At 64.7% G+C, this 312-nt stretch carries 1 protein-coding gene; it reads right to left on the minus strand.

What is annotated here, in order from left to right; genetic code table 11:
* On the minus strand, window positions 1-312 hold a 312-nt coding region (locus tag DW56_RS19475), incomplete at both ends, for a relaxase family protein (RefSeq protein WP_161808557.1).

Below are 312 nucleotides of genomic sequence, written 5' to 3' on the forward strand. Positions count from 1 at the left end.
GTCCTGACGGTTTTTCAGCTCCCCGGACGAAGCAAGGGTCAGCAGTCCGCGCGTGATGGCTTCAGTGGCCTCCTGCTTCGTTTTCGGCAGTCCGGACGGCGTGACCAGCGCCCGGCGGTTTTCCGGCGCGTTCGGGTCATGCAGCCCCAGTCTGCCGTTCACGATGGTCTGCCAGGCATCGATGCGCGGCCGGTCGGCGCGGTCGTAGTACGGCTGGAGCCGCCTGCCGGTCAGCAGTTCGGTATTGGGGATCAGAAAGTTCAGCTCCAGACGCCCCTTGTCCGCGTGCTCCACCCACAGAATGCTGTACTG

It is taken from the genome of Franconibacter helveticus LMG 23732, from assembly GCF_000463115.2.
GTDB classification, from domain to species: domain Bacteria; phylum Pseudomonadota; class Gammaproteobacteria; order Enterobacterales; family Enterobacteriaceae; genus Franconibacter; species Franconibacter helveticus.